Source organism: Streptomyces sp. NRRL F-5755, assembly GCF_001279365.1.
Taxonomy (GTDB): Bacteria; Actinomycetota; Actinomycetes; order Streptomycetales; family Streptomycetaceae; genus Streptomyces; species Streptomyces rimosus.
The window spans coordinates 122,468-140,190 of the sequence record NZ_LGCW01000229.1 but is presented as its reverse complement, the minus strand read 5'-3'; the positions used below and the strand labels follow the sequence as shown (position 1 = coordinate 140,190).

Sequence of the window (17,723 nt, the reverse complement as noted above, 5' to 3'; positions counted from 1 at the left end):
GAGTTCAGAAACTTAGAGCAGCGCTCAATCCGGTGCGGCCCGCGCCGCCCCGCCCCCCGAAACACCGAACGGCCCCCCGGCAAGCGCCGGACGGCCGTTCGTCGATATGCGGGGCGGGTCAGCCCAGCGGGTGCATCCAGCCATGGCTGTCCGGTGTGGCGCCGGTCTGGAGGTCCAGGAGGGCCTTGCGGAGTTTCATGGTGACTTCGCCGGGCTTGCCGTTGCCGACGGTCCAGGAGGCGGCCTCGGACTTGACGGAGCCGACGGGGGTGATGACGGCGGCAGTGCCGCAGGCGAAGACCTCGGTGAGGGAGCCGTCCTCGGTGGCGGCCTTCCAGTCCTCGACGGAGATGCGGCCCTCGGCGGCCTCGTAGCCGAGGTCGGTGGCGATCTTCAGGAGGGAGTCGCGGGTGATGCCGGGGAGCAGGGAGCCGGACAGCTCCGGGGTGACGATCTTGTTCCCGTACACGAAGTACAGGTTCATGCCGCCCATTTCCTCGATCCAGCGGCGCTCGATCGCGTCCAGCCAGACGACCTGGTCGCAGCCGTGCTGGGCGGCCTGGGCCTGGGCGACGAGGGAGGCGGCGTAGTTGCCGCCGGTCTTGGCGGCGCCGGTGCCCCCGCGCACGGCGCGCACGTACTCCTGGGACAGCCAGACCGAGACCGGCTTGACGCCGCCGGTGAAGTAGGCGCCGGCGGGCGAGGCGATGACGATGAACAGGTACTCGTTGGCCGGCCGGACGCCCAGGCCGACCTCGCTCGCGATCATGAAGGGGCGCAGGTAGAGCGATTCCTCACCGGAGGCGGGCACCCAGTTCTTGTCCTGCCGGACCAGCGCGTCGCAGGCTTCGATGAAGGTCTCGACGGGCAGCTCGGGCATGCCCAGGCGGCGGGCGGAAGCCTGGAAGCGGCGGGCGTTGGCGTCCGGGCGGAAGGTGGCGACGGTGCCGTCGGGCTGGCGGTACGCCTTGAGGCCCTCGAAGATCGTCTGCGCGTAGTGCAGCGTCATGTTGGCCGGGTCCATGGACAGCGGCGCGTACGGCACCAGCTGGGCGTCGTGCCAGCCGCGGCCCTCCGTCCACTTGATCGTCACCATGTGGTCGGTGAAGTACCGGCCGAAGCCGGGGCTGGCCAGGATCTTCTCCCGCTCCGCGTCGGACAGCGGGTGGGAGGAGGGCTTGAGCTCGATCGTGGGCGTCGTCATGGGTGCGTGTCCTTCACCGGTGAGGTTATGGGGCCGCGCTCACGAACTCCTTGCCGTTACAGGACGTCCGGTACTCCCCTCGTACGGCGGCTCCACGTTCGATTATCGCTCCCGGGCTGCCGGGGAGGAAACGCCGTGCTGCGGAGGACGGGACGCCCCGGCTCCGGAACCGGACCCGTGTGCGCTGGCCAGGGCTCGATGGTCGCACCGAATCCGGCGGCAGCACAGTCGCGGGCATGCGTGACAGCGCCGGGGCGGTGCGCCCCGGCGCCGTGGGCGGCCGGCCGCTGGTCGGGCCGGGGCCTCAGCCCGCCACCCGGGAGGCCAGCGCGTCGCCGATCTCGCCGGTGGTGCGGGGGGCCATGCCGCGGGCTTCGAGGTCGGCGGCGACGGCGCCCTCGATACGGGCCGCCTCGGCCTCGTAACCGAGGTGGCGCAGGAGGAGGGCGACGGACAGCACGGTGGCCGTCGGGTCGGCCTTGCCGGTGCCCGCGATGTCCGGGGCCGAGCCGTGCACCGGCTCGAACATGGACGGGAAGGCGCCGGTGGGGTTGATGTTGCCGGAGGCGGCCAGGCCGATGCCCCCGGTCACGGCGGCGGCGAGGTCGGTGAGGATGTCGCCGAAGAGGTTGTCGGTGACGATCACGTCGAACCGCTCGGGCTGCGTGACGAAGAAGATCGTCGCGGCGTCCACATGCAGATAGTCGGTGGTGACCTCGGGGAACTCCTCGCCCACCTTGTCGAAGATCTTCTTCCACATGTGGCCGGCGTGCACCAGGACGTTGTTCTTGTGGACCAGCGTCAGCTTCTTGCGCGGCCGCGCGGCGGCCCGCGCGTACGCGTCCCGCACCACCCGCTCGACGCCGTACGCGGTGTTGAGGCTGACCTCGGTGGCGACCTCGTGCGGGGTGCCGGTGCGCAGGCTGCCGCCGTTGCCCGTGTACGGGCCCTCGGTGCCCTCGCGGACGACGACGAAGTCGATGTCGGGACGGCCGGCGAGCGGCGTCGCGGTGTTCGGGAAGAGCTTCGACGGGCGCAGGTTGACGTAGTGGTCGAAGGCGAAGCGCAGCTTCAGGAGCAGGCCGCGCTCCAGGACGCCGGAGGGTACGGACGGGTCGCCGATCGCGCCGAGCAGGATCGCGTCGTGCTCCTTGAGGGACTCCAGGTCCGCGTCCGGCAGCGTCTCGCCGGTGGCGTGCCACCGCCGCGCGCCGAGGTCGTACTCCTTGGTTTCCAGCTTGACGTCCTGCGGGAGGGCCGCGCCGAGGACCTTCAGTCCTTGGGCCACGACCTCCTGGCCGATACCGTCACCGGGAATCACTGCGAGGCGAATGCTGCGAGACATGCCTGGACCCTACTCTTCGTCCCAATGCTTGACACGTGCCGTCCGGGATACGGACACATGAGGAGCCGGTCACCTGCCGTTCACCCGCAGAACCCCTCCCCGTCGAACAGCGATGCGACGTTGCGCAGCATGGACACACCACGCGTGGGCATTCCCGAACCGCTGGCCGGCCGCCTGAGCATGCCCGAGCAGCACGAGTACCTCCGCACGAAACTGACCCGCCGCGGACTGCTGCGCACCTCCGCCGTCACGGCGGGCGCCGTCGCGGGCGGCGGGCTGCTGACGGGCCCCGCCCAGGCCGCCTCCCCCACCCTGCTCTCCTCCCCCGCCACCGGCACGGTGCACGGCTCGCTGGTCGCGCCGTTCGGCCGGCACCTGGCGTTCGGCGCGGACCCCCGGCACCAGATGCGCGTCTCGTGGCAGGTGCCGTTCGCGGTCAAGCGGCCGTTCCTGCGCGTGGGACTGCGGCCGTGGGACCTGAGCCGCAAGATCCAGGCCGAGGTACGGGACCTGCACACGCCGTCGCTGAGCAAGAAGCTGCCCGCGGTGGACCAGTACTACCTGCACGCGGCGCTCGACGGGCTGCGGCCGGGCACCACGTACTACTACGGCGTCGGCCACGACGGCTTCGACCCCGCCGACGCCCGGCACTTCGGCACCCTCGGCACCTTCCGCACCGCACCGGCCCGCGCCGAGCGGTTCGTCTTCACCGCCTTCGGCGACCAGGGCGTCAGCTACCACGCGCTCGCCAACGACCAGCTCATCCTGGGCCAGAACCCGTCCTTCCACCTGCACGCGGGCGACATCTGCTACGCCGACCCGGACGGCAGCGGCACCGACCACGACACCTACGACGCGCGCCAGTGGGACCAGTTCCTGGCGCAGACCGAGTCGGTGGCCAAGACCGTGCCGTGGATGGTGACGACCGGCAACCACGACATGGAGGCGTGGTACTCCCCCAACGGGTACGGCGGCCAGAACGCGCGCTGGACCCTGCCGGGCAACGGGCCGGACGCCGAGAGCGCGCCCGGCGTCTACTCCTTCACGTACGGGAACGTCGCCGTCGTCGCGCTCGACGCCAACGACGTGTCGTACGAGATCCCCGCCAACCTCGGCGTGACCGGCGGCCGGCAGACGAAGTGGCTGGACCGCAGGCTCGGCGAGCTGCGCGCCACGCGCGGGATCGACTTCATCGTGGTCTTCTTCCACCACTGCGCCTTCTCCACCACCAACGCGCACGCCTCGGAGGGCGGGGTGCGCGACGCGTGGCTGCCGCTGTTCGAGAAGCACCAGGTGGACCTGGTGGTCAACGGCCACAACCATGTCTACGAGCGGACCGACGCGATCAAGGGCGGCCGGGTCTCCAAGAAGGTGCCGATCGGCGAGACGGTGGACTCCGCGCGCGAGGGCATCGTGTACGTGACGGCCGGCGGGGCGGGCAAGTCGCTCTACGACTTCCCGGTGCCGGACAGCTACGAGGGCCACGTCAAGGACCTCGACCATGTGGACACCTACCACTGGGCCAAGGGCAGGGAGAAGGTCAAGGAGACGGTGCAGTGGTCGCGGGTGCGCTACACCGGCTACTCCTTCATCGCCGTCGAGGTCCTGCCGGGCCACCGGCCGCGGATGAAGGTCACCGCGCTCGCCGAGTCCGGTGCGAGCATCGACCGCTTCGAGGTCACCCGCCGCCGCTGAGCGGACCGGTGCGGGCGTGCCCGCGCGCACCGCGCGCCGCACGCCCGCCCACCGGACGGCCGGAGGTCAGTGCCCGGTCGAGCCGCCGTTGTCGCGGCGGTCGAGCGCCCGCTGGAGCGCGGCGGCGGCGTTCTTGCGGTCGGCCTCGTTGGTCGCACGGGCGGAGTGCCGGATTCTGCGGACAGCGGTCTTGGTCATGATGCGCCTCCAACGCCAAAGCCCCGAGAAATGAAACGGAAGCGTCCTTCCGGAAACGGCCGAAAAGCGCGGGGGCCTCGGCACAGCAGGGATCACCTGCCCACACAGCCGGGCCGCACCCGCCACCGCTCGATCGAGCGGAACGTTCAGCTTCTACAACGCTAAGCCAGCAACGCCGTGCTGTCTGCACAATTACTTGGGCTTCCTACTATTTGAGACGGGCGATGGCCTGAGGTGCACGATCGGGTGATTGTTCGAGGTCGGGGCGCGGGCGGGGACACGGCTCCGTAGCGTGACGGCGTCGCTTGTGCCATGGGGCCGGGCGCGCTCCCGGACGCAAGGAGAAGCCACGTCGTGACGGCGCTCGCCCCCGACGTTCCCTCGGAACTCGATGAGGCCCTGTGGCAGGCATGGGAGGCCCTGGAAGCCCCTGAGGGCTTTCGCGCGGAGATCGTCGAGGGAGCCATCGAGGTGTGGCGGACGGGGCAGTGTACGCAGGCTCGGAGAGCCAACAGGCTCCGCGACGCTCTCGGTGGACACCTGGCCGGCAGTCCGTACATGCCCTACCAGTGCATGTACGTGGTGCATCGCCGGAGCGTCTGGGCCCCGGACGTCCTGATCGCGCTCAGGAACGCCGATGGGGACGACGCCCAGGACGTCGGCATCCGTACGTCCGCCGTCCCCGTGATCGCCGAGGTGGTCGCCCCGGGCCAGGACGACATCACCCGCGACCGCTACCGCAAGCGTCGCGCCTACGCGCGGGCGGGCATCCCCGTGTACGTCCTCATCGATGACTACGACGGTCGCGGCACCGTCACCGTACTCACCGCCCCCCATGCGCCGACCGCTGACCCCACGCCGACGGCCCGGCCCCCCACCAAGGGGGCGCCGGGCCGTCCGCGTACTACGGGGCTACAGCTCAGCCCATGTGCGGGTACCGGTAGTCCGTCGGGGCGACCATCGTCTCCTTGATGGCGCGGGGGGACATCCAGCGGATGAGGTTGAACTTGGAGCCGGCCTTGTCGTTGGTGCCGGAGGCGCGGCCGCCGCCGAAGGGCTGCTGGCCGACGATGGAGCCGGTGGGGCGGTCGTTGAGGTAGAAGTTGCCGGCCGCGAAGCGCAGCTTCTCCGACGCCTCGACGAGGACCTGGCGGTCCTGGGCGAGGACGGCGCCGGTCAGGGCGTACGCCGAGGCGGACTCCATCTGCTCCAGCATCGCGTCGAAGTCGGCGTCCTCGTAGACGTGGACGGCGATGATCGGGCCGAAGTACTCGGTCTTGAAGACCTCGTTCTCCGGGTCGGAGCAGACGATCACGGTCGGGCGCACGAAGTAGCCCACCGAGTCGTCGTACGTGCCGCCCGCGACGATCTCGCACGTCGGGTCCTGCTTGGCGCGGTCGATCGCGGCCTTGTTCTTGGCGAAGGAGCGGTCGTCGATGACGGCGCCGATGAAGTTCGACAGGTCGGTGACGTCGCCCATGGTCAGGCCCTCGACCTCGGCGACCAGGTCGTCCTTGAAGCCGCCCTCCCACAGGGAACGCGCGATGTAGGCGCGGGAGGCCGCGGAGCACTTCTGGCCCTGGTACTCGAAGGCGCCACGGGTGATGGCGGTCTTCAGGATCGCCGGGTCGGCGGTCGGGTGGGCGACGATGAAGTCCTTGCCGCCGGTCTCGCCGACCAGGCGCGGGTAGGAGCGGTAGTTCGTGATGTTCTCGCCGACCGCCTTCCACAGGTACTGGAAGGTGGCGGTGGAGCCGGTGAAGTGGACGCCGGCCAGCTCCGGATGCGGCAGCGCGACCTCGGAGACCTCCTTGCCGTCACCGGTCACCAGGTTGATGACGCCCTTGGGCAGGCCGGCCTCCTCCAGGAGCTGCATGAGCAGGATCGCGGAGTGGGTCTGCGTGGGGGACGGCTTCCAGACGACGACGTTGCCCATCAGGGCGGGTGCGGTCGGCAGGTTGCCGGCGATGGCGGTGAAGTTGAAGGGCGTGATCGCGTAGACGAAGCCCTCCAGCGGGCGGTGGTCCAGGCGGTTCCAGACGCCGTTCGGCTGGATGGGCGGCTGCTCCTGGAGCAGTTCGCGCGCGAAGTGGACGTTGAAGCGCCAGAAGTCCACCAGCTCGCAGGGCGCGTCGATCTCGGCCTGCTGGGCGGTCTTGGACTGGCCGAGCATGGTGGAGGCCGCGATGGTCTCGCGCCACGGGCCGGACAGCAGGTCCGCGGCCTTGAGCAGGATCGCGGCGCGGTCGTCGAAGGACATGGCGCGCCAGGCCGGGGCGGCGGCCAGGGCGGCGTCGATGGCGTCCTGGGCGTCCTGGCGGGTGGCGTTGGCGTACGTGCCGATGACCGCCTTGTGGTTGTGCGGCTGCACGACGTCGAAGCGCTCGCCGCCGCCCATCCGCTTCTCGCCGTTGATGGTCATCGGCAGCTCGATGGGGTTCTCGGCCAGCTCCTTGAGCTTGGCCTCCAGGCGCGCCCGCTCGGGGGAACCGGGGGCGTAGCCGTGCACCGGCTCGTTGTACGGGGCGGGGACGTGGGTCACGGCGTCCATGTCGGCCGTCTCCTTCGGTCGGGGGTGTGCGGGTGCGTCAAGTTGTGGGGCGCCCGGCCGCGGCGGCGGCCCGGCGCATGCGGTCCGGCGGGGGCCGGACGCCTGGCTCAGCCCTTGGTGGCGAGCGAGCGCAGGAAGAACGCGAGGTTGGCGGGCCGCTCGGCGAGGCGCCGCATGAAGTAGCCGTACCAGTCGGTGCCGTACGGGATGTAGACGCGCATCCGGTGGCCTTCCGCGACCAGGCGCTGCTGCTCGGCCTCGCGGATGCCGTAGAGCATCTGGAATTCGTACTCGGCGGGCTTGCGGCCGAAGCGGCGGGCCAGCTCCTGGCCTATCGCCACCATCCGCGGGTCGTGCGACCCGATCATCGGGTAGCCCTTGCCCGCCATCAGGATCTTCAGGCAGCGTACATACGCCTTGTCGACCTCCCGCTTGTCCTGGAACGCGACCGTCGCGGGCTCCTTGTAGGCGCCCTTGACCAGGCGCACGCGGGAGCCTTCCCCGGCCAGCGCGTGGCAGTCCTCCTCGGTGCGGAAGAGGTAGGACTGGACCACCGCGCCGGTCTGCGGGAAGCGGGCCCGCAGCTCGCCGAGGATCGCCAGGGTCGAGTCGACCGTGGTGTGGTCCTCCATGTCGAGGGTGACCGTGGTGCCGGCCTCGGCGGCGGCCTCGACGACCGGGGTGACGTTCTTCAGCGCCAGGTCGTGGCCGCCGGGCAGGGCCTGTCCGAAGGCGGAGAGCTTGACCGACATCTCGGCGCGCTCGCCGAGGCCCAGGTCCTTCAGGGCGGCGGTCAGGCGGAGGTAGGCGTCGCGGTTGCGCAGCGCCTCGGCCGGGTCGGTGATGTCCTCGCCGAGGTGGTCGAGGGTGACCTCCATACCGCGGTCGGCGAGGGACCGTACGGCGGCCATGGACGCGTCCAGCTCCTCGCCGGCGACGAAGCGGTCCACGACCGGGCGGGTGACCGGAGCGGCCGAAACGATACGGCGGATGCTGTCGCTGCGCGCTGCTGCGAGAAGCACGGGACCCAGCACGGGGCACCTCCACGATTCAGGATGACATTGCCGGACGGGCGCCGGGCAGGCGGGCGCGACGGCAAGATGAGCCACCTGAAACTTAAGGATCTCGCCACTTCCCGGCCATGGACAGCTGTCTGGCCTTCGTGGCCGACATCTCAGACAGATGTATGAGAATGGAGAACGACCACAAAGGCACCGGTGGACACCCGTCCACCGGTGACCGCACGGACACCGGCGGCGTACGGCCCCGGAGTGCGACCGGAAAGGAGCCGCGCGGCGCATGCGGGGCGATTACCAGCAGCTCGTGGACGAGATCTCGGCCGCCCTCGGCGCACCGGCCACCCTTGAGGACCGCGATTTCGGGCTGATCGCCTTCGGCGCCCACGAAGGCGACGACGACCTGGTCATGGACCCGGTACGGACCCGGTCGATCCTCCAGCGCCGCTCGACGGCGGCCGTACGGGCCTGGTTCGAGGCGTTCGGCATCGCCCGCGCGACGACGGCGCTGCGCATCCCGCCCGACCCGGCGGCCGGCGTCTTCAAGGGGCGCATCTGCCTGCCCGTACGCCATCGCGGCATCGTCCACGGCTACGTCTGGCTGCTGGACGACGGCCACCTGACCGACCTGGAGCTGGGCGGGGGCGGGACGCCGCCGGACCCGCGGATCGAGCAGGCGATGGAGTCGGCCGCGGGCATCGGCGCCCTGCTGGCGGCGGAGGCACGCGCGGGCGCCGAGCTGGGCGACCTGCTGCGCGCGCTGCTGCTGTCGCGGCCCGGGGAGCGGTCCTCCGCGGCGGCGGCACTGCGCGACGGGCTGCGCTCCCCTGCGGACGCGCCCCTGGTGGTGGTCGCAGTGACGCCGTGGGACGTCCCGGAGGCCGATCAGGCCCCGCTGCCCAATCTGCCGGGGCTGCTCGCCGCCTGCGCACTGCCCGCCACCAATGCGTCCGCGAACGGCTCCGCGAACGGCGCCGAGGCCCCGCACCCGGCCCCGTCCGCCGCCCCGTCCTCCCCGGCGGCACGCCGCACCGCTTCCGCCCCGCCGCGCGCGACCGCCGACGCCCCGTCCCTCGCGGCACTCGTACGGCTGCGCTCGCCGTCCTCCCTCGCCGCGGCCCACACGGTGGCCGAGCACCTGCTGCGCTCCCCGCGCGCGGGCGGGGGCCTGGCGCCGTCCGGGGCCGGTTCCCGTACGTTGCCGGGCGCCGCCGGGCTCGGTACGCCCGTACGGGAGTTGGCCGGATTGCCCACCACCTGGCACGAGGCGCTGGCCGCGGCGCGGGCCGCGCGCGCCGAGCCGCGGCTGGGCCCGGTGGCCGAATGGACCGCCATCGGCTCGTACCGCCTGCTGACCGGCCTGCCGTCGGCCGAACCGGACTCGGCCGTCCGCCCTTTGCTGACGCCCGCGCACAGCGAACTCGCCCGTACCGCCGAGGTGTTCCTCGACTGCGCGGGCCAGGCGGGCCGCGCCGCCCAGGCACTCGGTATCCACCGCCAGACGCTTTACTACCGGCTCGGCCGCGTCGAGAAGCTGACCGGACTGGACCTGGACGAGGGCGGGGACCGGCTGCTGCTGCACATGGCGCTGAAGACGGCGCGATTGTGAGGCGATGGCGGCGGGCACCGGCGCCGTAGTGGGGTGGCGGTGGCATGTGCCGGGGGCGCCCCGGTCCGGTGGTCGAGCGGGGCGGCGCTGTAGATCGCTCCGGCTCGCGCGCCGCGAGCGTGCACGGCCTCCGCCCCCAACGGCCCGCACGCGAATACGCATTGTTGAGTACTGGACAGACGAGGGGTCCGGACGCACGATGTGAGTCTGCGGGCATCCGGAATCCTGAGGGGAATCGGGCTGTCCGCACAGGGTGCGGCCGCCGCCGGGAGAAGAACCGGAACCGGCGGCGACCGGTACCGGGCGACGGGGCTCCTCTTCCCCCTCACCCGGCACTGACCGCCCTTCCTGGTGGGCCGGGGGCGCGCGGGAGGGCCCCTGGCTGGACAGGCCGGGAAGGGCGGGGCCGGAGTCGCTTTCGTTCGCTGCGTGGCGCGGATCTCCGGCCGGTCATGGGTGGGAACTGCTCGGCGACCTCTGGGTCTGGGAGATCCGGGCCCGGCGGCAGCTGCTGCCTGGTCCCGTACGGTGAGCCTAGAACCTGGCGGCGCGTCCGGACAAGTGGCACACGGTCAAATACCGAACGCTATCGGCCGGTTGACCACCAGGGGCGAACGCGGTGCGGGCGGACCCTCGTACCAACAGGAACCGGCCGGTCCACCCCGGTCCTAGACCGCCCGGCCCTTCCCCCGGCACTTTCCTCACCCGTCGCGCCGCCTTCACCTTCCGCAGGCCCCGCGCGCGGCCCGAGCACCGATCTCGACAGGACCCGCCGCATCGCCTCCACGAGGTCCCCGCCCGAGGGCACCGACCCGGGAGTGATCAGGGACTGCACCATCAGACCGGTGAGCAGCGCCTGATAGAAGGAGCCGACGACGCGCGCCGTCTCCGCGTCGACCGCGCTGTCCGGCACGCCCTCGAAGACCGCGACCAGCCCCTCGCCGCCCTCCGGCAGGACCGAGGCCGGCGCGGTGCGCAGCCCGGGGTCGCGGGGAAGCAGGCCGAGCACCTCGACCTGGGAGAGGTGCTGACTGAACATTCAGTCAGGAACCTCGCACGAGTGGGTCGCCGTCACGGGGAACGGGAGTCGATCTCCTTGGGGCCGTAGTGGCAACCGATGGAGGCCAGGTCGGCGCCGGAGGCGGCCACGATGTCGCGGGCGGTGGTGCGTGCGTACCCCTTGTCGAGCAGGCAGCGCTTGGCGCCTTCCCACAGGTCTTCGCGGTGTCCCATGCGGTCAGCCCAGGCCCGCCGGACACCTGTCCTGTACGGGCGTCTCATACGGCTGTCCGCCTATGACACGCCCTTATATCTACGGAGGGCCGCGGTACGCCCCCGCCCGTACGGAACCGGCCCGCCACACACGCGGTGCGGCGGGCCGGGCTCTCCGTACGGCGGAACCGCCGGAAGCGGCGGCGCCTCGCGTGCCTCCCTACCGGCCCCGCTCGGGCCCCATGCCGCCCCGCTCCGGACCCGGGCCGCCCCGGCCCCGGCGGCCGCGCCGGCCGGTGCCCTTGCCGTCGTCGAACTCCACCTCTTCGCGGTGGACTTCGGTGTTGACCTCCTGCTGCTCGGTGACCCGCTCGGTCTCCAGCCGGACGCGCTCGACGGGCACGTTCTCCTTGCGTACGACGACCTGCTCCTCGTAGAGCGTGACGTCGAGCTCGCCGTCGCCGAGCTCGGGCTGCTCGGTGCGGCCCTTGCGGCGCTCCTCTTCGCTGATCTTCTCGCGCCGGATGCGCGCCTCGTCGTGGCTGACCGGAACGGTGCGGTGCACCTCCTCGGTGGTCACGTGCTTGCGCAGCCGGGCATGGCCCGCCTCGTGCGCCTCGGTGCCCAGCTCGACGTGCTCCTCGGAGATGATCATCTCCGGGTTCTGCTCCTTGGCGCGCGCGTCGGTGTCCCGGCCGCGGGACATGGCCATGGCACCGGCCCCGGCACCCGCCAGCGGCCTGGACTCGGCCCGCTCCCGGCGGCGCTCCTCCGGCGGGCGCATGCCGGGCGCTCCGGCGGCTCCGGCGGTGCCCATTCCGGCACCGGTGGTCGTGGTGCGGCCCGGTACCGTGCCGGACGGCGCGGTGCCCGGACGCGCTATCCCGTAGTGCCGGTACAGCCGCTCCTCCTCGCCCGGTTCCAGGTGGCCGTCCGCGTCGATCCGCGGCGCGTCCTTGATCTGGTCCTTGGTGTACGGAACCTGGCATTCGTCGCCCACGCGCCGGGCACCGGCGAGCGGTACGAAGGTCTCCTTCATGCCGAACAGACCGGTCCGCACGGTGATCCACTCGGGCCTGTCGGTGGCGTCGTCCCGGTATACCTGCTGGACCGAGCCCACCTTGGTGCCCTCCGCGTCGACCACGTTCTTGCCGGTCAGCTCCTGAGGGTTCTCACCCAGGGGTGCGTTCATGGCGTCGCTCTCCTTCCGCACGCGCCGGCAGGGGGCACGCGCAGTTCCCATTGCGCGTCGCCCCGCGAAGCGCAGCGAGTCGGAAAACCCCCGGAACACCGGTCCGGCGGCGTGTTTCCGGGGCGCCGGGCATCGCCCCGCGCTACGCCGAACGGGTGAATCGTTGCGGGATCACCCCATAGGCCCCGACAACCCGTACGGCACCGGGCCCGAACTCCCGCCGCAGCGGGGGTCCGGGCCCGGTGGTGCACGGTCCGGCCGTGGCGTCAGTCCGTGAGGTTGACCGCGCGCGCCGAGGTGGCGCCGATCTCCTCGGCGATCTCGGCCAGCACCGCCGGCGGGATGGTGTCGTCCACGGTCAGCGCGACCAGCGCCTCGCCGCCCGCGTCGGCCCGGGAGACCTGCATGCCCGCGATGTTGATGCCCGCCTCGCCGAGGATCCGGCCGAGGGTGCCGACCACGCCGGGGCGGTCGCCGTAGCGCAGGAAGGCCATGTGGTCGGCGAGCGCGAGGTCGATGGAGTGCTCGCCGACCGCGACGATCTTCTGCTGGTTCTTGTTGCCGGCCAGCGTGCCGGAGATGGAGATCTCGTCGCCGCCCGCGAGGGTGCCGCGCACCGTGACCACGTTGCGGTGCTCGGCCGACTCGCTGCTGGTGGTCAGGCGCACCTCGACGCCGCGCTCCTGCGCGAACAGCGGGGCGTTCACATACGAGACGGTCTCGGCGACCACGTCCTCGAACACGCCCTTGAGCGCGGACAGTTCCAGCACCTTGACGTCGTGCTGGGTGATCTCGCCGTACACCTCGACGTCGAGGCGGACCGCGACCTCGCCGGCCAGCGCGGTGAAGATCCGGCCGAGGCGCTCGGCCAGCGGCAGCCCCGGCTTGACGTCCTCGGCGATCACGCCGCCCTGGACGTTGACCGCGTCCGGCACCAGCTCGCCCGCCAGCGCCAGGCGCACCGACTTGGCGACCGCGATGCCCGCCTTCTCCTGCGCCTCACCGGTCGAGGCGCCCAGGTGCGGGGTGGCGACGACCTGGTCGAACTCGAACAGCGGGGAGTCGGTGCAGGGCTCGGTGGCGTACACATCCAGGCCGGCGCCGGCCACCCGGCCCTCCTTGAGGGCGCTGGCCAGCGCGGTCTCGTCCACGATGCCGCCGCGCGCGGCGTTGACGACGCGCACCGTCGGCTTGACCTTGCGCAGCGCGTCGTCGCCGATCAGGCCGATGGTCTCGGGGGTCTTGGGGAGGTGGACGGTGATGAAGTCCGAGACCTCCAGCAGCTCCTCCAGGGAGACCAGCTTGACGCCCATCTGCGCGGCACGGGCGGGCTGCACATACGGGTCGTACGCGACGATCTTCATGCCGAAGGCGGACATGCGCTGCGCGACCAGCACGCCGATCCGGCCGAGGCCGACCACGCCGAGGACCTTCTCGGACAGCTCGACGCCGGTGTACTTGCTGCGCTTCCACTCGCCGTTCTTCAGCGCGGTGTTGGCCTGCGGGATGTTGCGGGCGGTGGCGATCAGCAGGCCGCAGGCCAGCTCGGCGGCGGTGACGATGTTGGAGGTCGGCGCGTTGACGACCATCACGCCGGCCTTGGTGGCGGCGGAGACATCGACATTGTCCAGGCCGACGCCGGCGCGGGCGATGACCTTCAGCTTGCGGGCGGCGGCGATGGCCTCGGCGTCCACCTTGGTGGCGCTGCGCACGAGGATCGCGTCGACGTCGGCGATGGCCGGCAGCAGCTCCGCGCGGTCGGCGCCGTTGCAGTGCCGGATCTCGAAGTCCGGGCCGAGGGCGTCGACGGTGGCGGGCGAGAGTTCCTCGGCGATCAGAACGACAGGTTTCGAGCTCACGTGGTCTTCATCCTCACTAATCCTGGGGGCCCCTCCCGTACCCCTTGCGGCAACGGGGGAGGACGGCCGTCCCGACGGCCGAAGGCGGTGAAGGGGGGCAGCCGCGTGGAAGACGCACGACGCTGTGAGCCTGACGCGCTTGTGCTGTGCAGTGTAGTGGCGGGCCTCTTCCGTTCATCCGCCGTTTCGGAAGGATCACCCGGCAGTGGTGTGACGGGATGGACAACACCGCGGTGCGGGTGCGGCCGGCCGTCATGGCGAACGGGGCCGCGGCGTGTGCCACGGCCCCGCGCCGAACGGCTTACTGCTCCTCGTCGACCCAGCTCATGAGCTTGCGGAGCTTCTTGCCGGTGGTCTCCAGCAGGTGGTCCTCGTCGGCCTTCTTGTACTCGTTGTACTTCGGCAGACCGGCGTTGTACTCCGCCATCCAGTTGTTCGCGAAGGTGCCGTCCTGGATCTCGGCGAGCACCTTCTTCATCTCGGCCTTGGTGGCGTCGTTGACGATCCGCGGGCCGGTGACGTAGTCGCCCCACTCGGCGGTCTCGGAGACCGACCAGCGCATCTTCTCCAGGCCGCCCTCGTACATCAGGTCCACGATCAGCTTCAGCTCGTGGAGGCACTCGAAGTACGCGATCTCCGGCTGGTAGCCGGCCTCGACCAGCGTCTCGAAGCCCGCCTTGACCAGCGCCGAGGCGCCGCCGCAGAGCACCGCCTGCTCGCCGAAGAGGTCGGTCTCGGTCTCCTCGGTGAAGGTGGTCTTGATGACGCCGGCGCGGGTGCCGCCGATGGCCTTGGCGTACGACAGGGCCAGCGCGAAGGCGTTGCCGGAGGCGTCCTGCTCGACGGCCGCGATGCACGGCACGCCGCGGCCCTCCTCGTACTGGCGGCGCACCAGGTGGCCCGGGCCCTTGGGGGCGACCATGCACACGTCGACGCCCTGCGGGGGCTTGATGAAGCCGTAGCGGATGTTCAGGCCGTGGCCGAAGAACAGCGCGTCGCCGTCCTTGAGGTGGTCCTTGACGGACTCCTCGTAGACCTTGGCCTGGATCGGGTCCGGCACCAGGATCATGATGACGTCGGCCTCTTCGGCCGCCTCGGCGGGGCTGACCACGCGCAGCCCCTGCTCCTCGGCCTTGACCTTCGACTTGGAGCCCTCGTGCAGACCGACGCGCACGTCGACGCCCGAGTCGCGCAGGGACAGGGCGTGGGCGTGGCCCTGGCTGCCGTAGCCGAGAACCGCGACCTTGCGGCCCTGGATGATGGACAGGTCGGCGTCGTCGTCGTAGAACAGCTCGGCCACTTCGGGTATCTCCTTGGATCTAGCTGGTTGCCGACACATTACGTCGGGCTCGTCAGGAATGGTTCAGGGGTCTCGCGATACGGTCCGTACGGGCCCGTACGCTCAGGCGGAGCGGTCCAGTGCGCGCAGCGAGCGGTCCGTGATGGACCGGGCGCCGCGCCCTATGGCGATGGTGCCGGACTGCACCAACTCCTTGATGCCGAACGGCTCCAGCATCTTGAGCATCGCCTCCAGCTTGTCGCTGCTGCCGGTCGCCTCGATCGTCACCGCGTCCGGGGAGACGTCGACGGTCTTGGCGCGGAAGAGCTGCACGATCTCGACGATCTGCGAGCGGGTCTCGTTGTCGGCGCGCACCTTGGCCAGCACCAGTTCCCGCTGGACCGCGGAGCCGGGTTCCAGCTCGACGATCTTCAGGACGTTGACGAGCTTGTTGAGCTGCTTGGTGACCTGCTCCAGGGGGAGCGATTCGACACTCACCACGATGGTGATGCGGGAGATGTCGGGGTGCTCGGTGACGCCGACGGCGAGCGAGTCGATGTTGAATCCGCGGCGGGAGAACAGCGCGGCGATCCGGGCCAGGATGCCGGGGGTGTTCTCCACCAGGACGGAGAGCGTGTGCTTGGACATGGTCGGTCTTCTTCCTTCTATCCGCGTCTCGCGCGTCCCGGTGGCTCAGTCGTCTTCGCTGTCGCCGAAGTCGGGGCGGACGCCGCGGGCCGCCATGACCTCGTCGTTGGAGGTGCCGGCCGCGACCATCGGCCAGACCTGGGCGTCCTCGTGGACGATGAAGTCCACCACCACCGGCCGGTCGTTGATCGCGTTGGCCTTGGCGATCACCGCGTCCAGCTCGGCCGGGTCCTCGCAGCGCATCGCGACGCAGCCCATCGCCTCGGCCAGCTTGACGAAGTCCGGCACGCGGGTGCCGGCGCCGGCCACCTCCGCCGTCGCGGCGCAGTCCTCGGGGCCGCTGTGCAGGACGGTGTTCGAGTAGCGCTGGTTGTAGAACAGCGTCTGCCACTGGCGGACCATGCCCAGGGCGCCGTTGTTGATGATCGCGACCTTGATCGGGATGTTGTTCAGCGCGCAGGTGACCAGCTCCTGGTTGGTCATCTGGAAGCAGCCATCGCCGTCGACGGCCCAGACCGTACGGTCGGGACGGCCGGCCTTGGCGCCCATCGCGGCCGGGACGGCGTAGCCCATCGTCCCGGCACCTCCGGAGTTCAGCCAGGTGGACGGCGTGTCGTAGTCGATGAAGTGCGCGGCCCACATCTGGTGCTGGCCGACGCCCGCCGCGTAGATGGTGCCCTCGGGGGCCAGCTCGCCCAGGCGCTGGATGACCTGCTGCGGGGCCAGGCTGCCGTCGTCCGGGTGGGTGTAGCCGAGCGGGTAGGTCTCGCGCCAGCGGTTGAGGTCCTTCCACCAGGCGCTGTAGTCGGCGCCGTGGCCGGCCGCGTGCTCGGCCTGGAGGGCGACGACCAGGTCGGCGATGACCTCGCGGGCGTCACCGACGATCGGCACGTCGGCCGCGCGGTTCTTGCCGATCTCCGCCGGGTCGATGTCCGCGTGCACGATCTTGGCCAGCGGGGCGAAGGAGTCCAGCTTGCCGGTGACCCGGTCGTCGAAGCGGGCGCCGAGCGCGACGATCAGGTCGGACTTCTGCAGGGCCGTGACGGCGGCGACCGTGCCGTGCATGCCGGGCATGCCCAGGTGCTGCGGGTGGGTGTCGGGGAAGGCACCCAGGGCCATCAGGGTGGTGGTGACGGGCGCGCCGGTCAGCTCGGCCAGCACCTTCAGCTCGGCGGTGGCGCCGGACTTCAGCACGCCGCCGCCGACGTACAGGACCGGGCGCCGGGCCTCGGTGATCAGCCGGGCGGCCTCGCGGATCTGCTTGGCGTGCGGCTTGGTCACCGGGCGGTAGCCGGGCAGGTCGGTGTGCGGCGGCCAGGAGAAGGTGGTCTGCGCCTGGAGGGCGTCCTTGGCGATGTCCACCAGGACCGGGCCCGGGCGGCCCGTGGAGGCGATGTGGAACGCCTCGGCGATGGTGCGGGGGATCTCGGCCGCGTCGGTGACCAGGAAGTTGTGCTTGGTGATCGGCATCGTGATGCCGCAGATGTCCGCCTCCTGGAAGGCGTCGGTGCCGATCGCCTTGGAGGCGACCTGGCCGGTGATCGCGACCAGCGGGACGGAGTCCATGTGGGCGTCGGCGATCGGCGTGACGAGGTTGGTGGCACCGGGTCCGGAGGTGGCCATGCAGACGCCGACCTTGCCGGTGGCCTGGGCGTAGCCGGTGGCGGCGTGGCCGGCGCCCTGCTCGTGGCGGACCAGGACGTGGCGGACCTTCGAGGAGTCCATCATCGGGTCGTACGCGGGGAGGATGGCGCCCCCCGGAATGCCGAACACGGTGTCGGCCCCGACCTCTTCGAGCGAACGGATGAGGGACTGCGCGCCCGTGACGTGCTCCACGGTGGCGGGCGCGTGCGCCCCGCCGGAGTGACGGGCCCGCGGCTGCGGATGGTGGGCCCCGGTGGCCTGCTCGGTCATC

General features: G+C 71.2%; 14 protein-coding genes and 1 pseudogene. 3 read left to right on the top strand and 12 right to left on the bottom strand.

Features of this window, described 5'->3' with window-relative positions:
• Positions 1–118: 118 nt before the first annotated feature.
• On the bottom strand, positions 119–1,204 hold the full coding sequence (locus tag ADK86_RS18810; protein WP_053697608.1) for a branched-chain amino acid aminotransferase: 1,086 nt from the start codon (positions 1,202–1,204) through the stop codon (positions 119–121).
• A 304-nt stretch (positions 1,205–1,508) separates the two neighbouring features.
• On the bottom strand, positions 1,509–2,549 hold the full coding sequence (locus tag ADK86_RS18805; protein ID WP_053697607.1) for a 3-isopropylmalate dehydrogenase: 1,041 nt from the start codon (positions 2,547–2,549) through the stop codon (positions 1,509–1,511).
• Between the two features lie 129 nt (positions 2,550–2,678).
• Here ADK86_RS18805 and ADK86_RS18800 point away from each other — a divergent pair, with 129 nt between their 5' ends.
• Positions 2,679–4,244 carry a purple acid phosphatase family protein gene (locus tag ADK86_RS18800; protein ID WP_053697606.1) on the top strand — a complete coding sequence of 522 codons (1,566 nt, stop codon included), beginning with the start codon at positions 2,679–2,681 and terminating at the stop codon, positions 4,242–4,244.
• Between the two features lie 66 nt (positions 4,245–4,310).
• Here the strand turns inward: ADK86_RS18800 and ADK86_RS45210 are convergent, their stop codons facing one another.
• Positions 4,311–4,442, bottom strand: coding sequence for a hypothetical protein (locus ADK86_RS45210; RefSeq protein ID WP_003985226.1), 132 nt, complete (start codon positions 4,440–4,442; stop codon positions 4,311–4,313).
• A 354-nt stretch (positions 4,443–4,796) separates the two neighbouring features.
• Here ADK86_RS45210 and ADK86_RS18795 point away from each other — a divergent pair, with 354 nt between their 5' ends.
• Positions 4,797–5,414, top strand: a complete 618-nt coding sequence (locus ADK86_RS18795; protein WP_053697605.1) for a Uma2 family endonuclease — start codon at positions 4,797–4,799, stop codon at positions 5,412–5,414.
• On the opposite strand, the gene pruA is transcribed toward ADK86_RS18795, so the two are convergent.
• Together pruA and ADK86_RS18785 are read right to left on the bottom strand one after the other, a co-directional pair.
• Positions 5,362–6,993, bottom strand: a complete 1,632-nt coding sequence (gene pruA, locus ADK86_RS18790) for an L-glutamate gamma-semialdehyde dehydrogenase (RefSeq protein WP_030592806.1) — start codon at positions 6,991–6,993, stop codon at positions 5,362–5,364. The genes ADK86_RS18795 and pruA overlap by 53 nt on opposite strands.
• A 107-nt stretch (positions 6,994–7,100) precedes the next feature.
• Positions 7,101–8,027: a proline dehydrogenase family protein gene (locus ADK86_RS18785; RefSeq protein ID WP_030592808.1), complete on the bottom strand. Its 927-nt coding sequence runs from the start codon at positions 8,025–8,027 to the stop codon at positions 7,101–7,103.
• Between the two features lie 265 nt (positions 8,028–8,292).
• On the opposite strand from ADK86_RS18785, the gene ADK86_RS18780 reads away from it, so the two are divergent.
• A complete protein-coding gene (locus ADK86_RS18780) occupies positions 8,293–9,618 on the top strand; it encodes a PucR family transcriptional regulator (RefSeq protein WP_053697604.1) in 1,326 nt (441 codons plus the stop codon).
• 586 nt (positions 9,619–10,204) lie between these two features.
• Here ADK86_RS18780 and ADK86_RS18775 read toward each other — a convergent pair.
• The 7 genes and pseudogenes from ADK86_RS18775 to ADK86_RS18750 form a co-directional block, all read right to left on the bottom strand.
• The gene (locus ADK86_RS18775; RefSeq protein WP_053697603.1) at positions 10,205–10,657 is read right to left on the bottom strand and encodes a hypothetical protein; all 453 of its coding nucleotides are present in this window, start codon (positions 10,655–10,657) and stop codon (positions 10,205–10,207) included.
• A 53-nt stretch (positions 10,658–10,710) separates the two neighbouring features.
• Positions 10,711–10,851 (bottom strand): annotated as a pseudogene (locus tag ADK86_RS43835) (TetR/AcrR family transcriptional regulator); the annotation flags it as partial.
• 199 nt (positions 10,852–11,050) lie between these two features.
• On the bottom strand, positions 11,051–12,022 hold the full coding sequence (locus tag ADK86_RS18770) for a PRC and DUF2382 domain-containing protein (RefSeq protein WP_063789029.1): 972 nt from the start codon (positions 12,020–12,022) through the stop codon (positions 11,051–11,053).
• 266 nt (positions 12,023–12,288) lie between these two features.
• Positions 12,289–13,881, bottom strand: a complete 1,593-nt coding sequence (gene serA / locus ADK86_RS18765) for a phosphoglycerate dehydrogenase (protein WP_030592817.1) — start codon at positions 13,879–13,881, stop codon at positions 12,289–12,291.
• Positions 13,882–14,182: 301 nt separating this feature from the next.
• Positions 14,183–15,181 (bottom strand): ketol-acid reductoisomerase, encoded by a 999-nt coding sequence (gene ilvC, locus ADK86_RS18760; protein ID WP_030592820.1) that lies wholly within the window; start codon positions 15,179–15,181, stop codon positions 14,183–14,185.
• A 102-nt stretch (positions 15,182–15,283) separates the two neighbouring features.
• Positions 15,284–15,808: an acetolactate synthase small subunit gene (gene ilvN, locus ADK86_RS18755; protein WP_003986033.1), complete on the bottom strand. Its 525-nt coding sequence runs from the start codon at positions 15,806–15,808 to the stop codon at positions 15,284–15,286.
• Positions 15,809–15,853: 45 nt separating this feature from the next.
• Positions 15,854–17,722 carry an acetolactate synthase large subunit gene (locus ADK86_RS18750; protein ID WP_030592823.1) on the bottom strand — a complete coding sequence of 623 codons (1,869 nt, stop codon included), beginning with the start codon at positions 17,720–17,722 and terminating at the stop codon, positions 15,854–15,856.
• Position 17,723 lies beyond the last annotated feature (1 nt).

Coding starts and splice junctions, on each gene's coding strand:
- ADK86_RS18780 (WP_053697604.1), top strand. CDS start 8,293: ATGCGGGGCGATTACCAGCAGCTCGTGGACGAGATCTCGGCCGCCCTC.
- ADK86_RS18750 (WP_030592823.1), bottom strand. CDS start 17,722: ATGACCGAGCAGGCCACCGGGGCCCACCATCCGCAGCCGCGGGCCCGT.
- pruA (WP_030592806.1), bottom strand. CDS start 6,993: ATGGACGCCGTGACCCACGTCCCCGCCCCGTACAACGAGCCGGTGCAC.
- ADK86_RS18770 (WP_063789029.1), bottom strand. CDS start 12,022: ATGAACGCACCCCTGGGTGAGAACCCTCAGGAGCTGACCGGCAAGAAC.
- ADK86_RS45210 (WP_003985226.1), bottom strand. CDS start 4,442: ATGACCAAGACCGCTGTCCGCAGAATCCGGCACTCCGCCCGTGCGACC.
- ADK86_RS18775 (WP_053697603.1), bottom strand. CDS start 10,657: ATGTTCAGTCAGCACCTCTCCCAGGTCGAGGTGCTCGGCCTGCTTCCC.
- ilvN (WP_003986033.1), bottom strand. CDS start 15,808: ATGTCCAAGCACACGCTCTCCGTCCTGGTGGAGAACACCCCCGGCATC.
- ADK86_RS18805 (WP_053697607.1), bottom strand. CDS start 2,549: ATGTCTCGCAGCATTCGCCTCGCAGTGATTCCCGGTGACGGTATCGGC.
- ADK86_RS18800 (WP_053697606.1), top strand. CDS start 2,679: ATGGACACACCACGCGTGGGCATTCCCGAACCGCTGGCCGGCCGCCTG.
- ADK86_RS18810 (WP_053697608.1), bottom strand. CDS start 1,204: ATGACGACGCCCACGATCGAGCTCAAGCCCTCCTCCCACCCGCTGTCC.